5 protein-coding genes and 1 pseudogene are annotated in these 3,665 nt (G+C 69.4%); 5 read left to right on the top strand and 1 reads right to left on the bottom strand.

The features are described 5' to 3' along the window. From ACFV7R_RS46850 to ACFV7R_RS46840, 3 genes are all read left to right on the top strand, one after another. A partial coding sequence (locus ACFV7R_RS46850; RefSeq protein ID WP_385276885.1) for a LuxR C-terminal-related transcriptional regulator occupies nt 1–126 on the top strand: 126 nt, incomplete at its 5' end. A gap of 253 nt (nt 127–379) precedes the next feature. Beyond that, a complete protein-coding gene (locus ACFV7R_RS46845; protein WP_385276882.1) occupies nt 380–1,447 on the top strand; it encodes an alpha/beta fold hydrolase in 1,068 nt (355 codons plus the stop codon). Between the two features lie 167 nt (nt 1,448–1,614). Next, on the top strand, nt 1,615–1,794 hold the full coding sequence (locus ACFV7R_RS46840) for a hypothetical protein (RefSeq protein ID WP_385276879.1): 180 nt from the start codon (nt 1,615–1,617) through the stop codon (nt 1,792–1,794). Between the two features lie 77 nt (nt 1,795–1,871). Here ACFV7R_RS46840 and msrA read toward each other — a convergent pair whose 3' ends face one another. Then, a complete protein-coding gene (gene msrA, locus ACFV7R_RS46835; protein ID WP_385276876.1) occupies nt 1,872–2,387 on the bottom strand; it encodes a peptide-methionine (S)-S-oxide reductase MsrA in 516 nt (171 codons plus the stop codon). Between the two features lie 191 nt (nt 2,388–2,578). Here msrA and ACFV7R_RS46830 point away from each other — a divergent pair, with 191 nt between their 5' ends. Together ACFV7R_RS46830 and ACFV7R_RS46825 are read left to right on the top strand one after the other, a co-directional pair. Beyond that, a complete protein-coding gene (locus ACFV7R_RS46830; protein ID WP_385276874.1) occupies nt 2,579–3,439 on the top strand; it encodes an alpha/beta fold hydrolase in 861 nt (286 codons plus the stop codon). Nucleotides 3,440–3,544: 105 nt separating this feature from the next. After that, a pseudogene (locus ACFV7R_RS46825) lies at nt 3,545–3,665 on the top strand (transcriptional regulator); the annotation flags it as partial.

The raw sequence follows: 3,665 nt of genomic DNA, 5'->3' as shown, positions 1-3,665 counted from the left end.
CGCATGCACCTCTCACCCCGCACCGTCAGCTCACACCTCTACCGCGTCTTCCCCAAACTCGGCATCACCTCACGCGCCGCCCTCCGCGACGCACTCGACAAGCTGGAGGGCGAACAGGGGGTGTGAGTGCGCAAGGTCGAGAAGCGTTTTCTCAGTCGAATGACTGACACACGGGGTGTGCCGCACGCCCGGTGTCGTTCTCCGCATCTGACCGTCACATGACTGATGTGTCCGGTTTCGTTGCGGACGAGAGTATGTGCCGCCGGTCCCGCCCATCACCGAAACCACCATTCGTCACCTGTTTGACAGGTGACGAATGGCATGCCAAGGTTTTCAGGGCTCGGGCCGGTCACCGAAAACGCACGACGGAGGACTTCACATGATCAACAGGCGTACCTTCAGCAAGGCCGTCGGCCTGGGCACCGGCGCGGCCGCGGTCTCACTGTCCAGTCTGCAGACCAACGCATCCGCCGCAACCGCCTCGGACCAGCCGAGCGGCACTTCCGCTCCCACGGTGCCCACCATCGCCCCCGGCACCCACACCGAGTTCCGCACGCTCAAGCACGTCAAGGCCGGTGTCCTGGACATCGGTTACGCCGAGGCCGGCCCGGCTCACGGCCCGGTCGTCATCTGCCTGCACGGCTGGCCCTACGACATCCACAGCTTCGTCGACGTCGCCCCGCTCCTCGCCGACCTGGGCTACCGCGTCCTCGTCCCCTACCTGCGCGGCCACGGCAGCACCCGCTTCCTGTCCCGCCACACTCCGCGCACGGCCGAGCAGTCCGCCATCGCCCTGGACATCATCGCGTTCATGGACGCCCTGAAGATCGAGAAGGCCGTTCTCGCCGGCTTCGACTGGGGCTCGCGGACCGCCGACATCATCGCCGCCCTGTGGCCCGAGCGCGTCAAGGCCCTCCTGTCCACCAGCGGCTACCTCATCACGAACCGCAAGGCGCAGCTGGAACCCGCCCTGCCGGCCGTCGAGCACAACTGGTGGTACCAGTGGTACTTCGCCACCGACCGTGGCAAGAAGACCATGGAGAACGTGGCCAAGCGCATCGCGCTGTGCCGCTACGTGTGGACCCTCGTCTCCCCCAACTGGAACTTCGACGACGCCACCTTCGCGCGTACCGCCGAGGCCTTCGAGAACCCCGACTACGCCGCCATCGTCCTCTACAACTACCGCTGGCGCATCGGTCTGATCGAGGGCGACCGACGCTACGACCGCTACGAGAAGCAGCTGGCCGCCCAGCCCGCCATCGGCGTCCCCACCGTCACTCTCGACGCCGCCCTCGACCCCTTCACCGCACCGGGCGACGGCTCCTCGTACCGCGACCACTTCACCGGCCCCTACCTGCACCGCACGATCGCGAACATCGGTCACAACCTGCCGCAGGAAGCCCCCACCACCTTTGCCCAGGCCGTGGTCGACGCCGACCACCTCTGAGCACCGGCCGCATCCAAGCGCCAGTCACCTCCAAGATCCCCCCGCCACCGACCCGGCACTCCGCGCACTGCGTCGATCATGCCCAGGAGGAGTTCCTGACGAGCGCAGTCCAGTGGAACCGGCTGACCGCCGCCGAGCTGCGTGCCCTGGCGGCGCGCGACGCGGTGGTGCTGCTGCCCATCGGGGCCACCGAGCCGGTGTACATGGCCGTGCCCTTCGGCCGGATCACCGAGTCCGGGGTCGCGGGCGACGCCCGGGTAGCGAGCCCGGAGAAGGGCGAACGGATGCTCTCCGGCTGTGCGGCGGCGCCGGCCGACATCATCGTGCGGGACCCGTGGGCCAAGTAGGTCGACGGTTCAGCGCCGACGTGACCCCGCGGCGCGCGGCCGGGAAGGACATCGCCCTCCCCCGGCCGCGCCGGTGTTCAGGACTCGCCGCGCCTGGGCAGGCGCCAGTTCGGGCGCGGGAAGTGACAGGTGTACCCGTCCGGGTAGCGCTGGAGATAGTCCTGGTGCTCCGGCTCGGCCTCCCAGAACGGGCCGGCCGGCACCACCTCGGTCACCACCGGTCCCGGCCACAGCCCGGACGCGTCGACGTCGGCGATGGTGTCCTGCGCGATACGACGCTGCTCGTCGTCGACGTAGAAGATGGCGGAGCGGTAGCTGAGGCCGATGTCGTTGCCCTGCCGGTTCCTCGTGGTCGGGTCGTGGATCTGGAGGAAGTACTCCAGGATCGTGCGGTAGTCGGTGATCGCGGGATCGAAGACGATCTCGATCGACTCCGCGTGCTTTCCGTGGTCGCGACAGGTGGGTTCCGGCTTGTCGTCGTCGCCGCTGTAGCCCACCCCGGTGCGCACCACCCCGGCCAGTGCCCGGATCAGTTCCTGCATGCCCCAGAAGCAGCCGCCCGCCGGCAGCGCCCTCTCCTCGGCGTCACTCATGGCACCTCACCTTTCTGTCCGCGTCGGTCCGCGCAGGGTCCAGGCTCGCGCGGCGGGCCGGAAACCCCTCCGTCACCACCTTGACAGGTGACGGATCGCGTGACAAATTCATCACCAGTCAGGGCGGTGACGAAAGCCGGCAGGGTCGGCCCGCCCCATGTACCGAGAAAAAAGCCTGAGAGGGGTCTGTCGTGGTGAGCATCAAGGGTGGACGCAAGCGGCTGGTGACGGGTGCGGTCGCGACGGCCACGGCAGGTCTCGCGTTCGGCGCGTTCGCCCTCAGCGGCACCGCCAACGGCGCGGCCAAGACCGCCGAGGCCGCCGACACCGGCAGGCACGCCAAGCCGACCATCGTCCTGGAGCACGGCGCCTTCGCCGACGGCTCCAGTTGGAACGGCGTCATCGCGGACCTGCGCGCCGACGGTTACCCGGTCATCGCCGCCGCCAACCCGCTGCGCGGCCCGGCCTCCGACGCCACCGCCCTGCGCACGGTCCTCGACCACGTCAAGGGCCCGAAGATTCTCGTCGGCCACTCCTACGGCGGCAACGTCATCAGCCAGGCCGCCACCAACGACCCCGAGGTCAAGGCCCTGGTCTACGTCGCCGCCTTCCTGCCCGCCCCCGGCGAGAGCGCCCTGGAGCTCACCAACAAGTACCCGGGCTCCACCCTCCCCGGCGCCCTCGACCCGGTCACCTACAAGCAGGCCGACGGCTCCACCGCCACCGACCTGTACATCCAGCAGGACAAGTTCCATCACCAGTTCGCCGCCGACGTGCCCGCCCAGCAGGCCGCCCTGATGGCCGCCGAGCAGCGTCCCATCGCCCAGGCCGCCCTGGAGGAAAAAGCCACCACCGCGGCCTGGAAGACCAAGCCCAGCTGGGACATCATCACCACCGAAGACCTCAACATCCCCGCCTCCGTGCAGCGCTTCATGGCCAAGCGCGCCCACGCGCACACCACCGAGGTCGCCGCCTCCCACTCGGTCGCCGTCTCCCACCCGCACCTGGTGGCCAACGTGATCGAGCGGGCCGCCCGCGCCACCGTCCGCTGACACCCCCTCGAAGGGCGGCGGGACTCCAGGTCCCGCCGCCCTCGGCCGACACCGGACATCACCGGCACACCTCACACGTGTGCGGTCCGCAGGAGAATGGACGCCATGACCTCACACTCCGACCCCCGTGCCCTCGGCACCTTCCTCAGGGCCCGTCGGGCGCAGCTGGATCCGCGCGAGTGCGGCCTGCCGGAGACGGACTCAGCGCGCCGGGTCACGGGACTGC

The sequence above is a fragment of the Streptomyces sp. NPDC059866 genome (genome assembly GCF_042731325.1).
GTDB lineage: Bacteria > Actinomycetota > Actinomycetes > Streptomycetales > Streptomycetaceae > Streptomyces > Streptomyces flavusporus.
The sequence above is the reverse complement of the archived record's forward strand: the minus strand, read 5'-3'. Positions and strand labels throughout refer to the sequence as shown.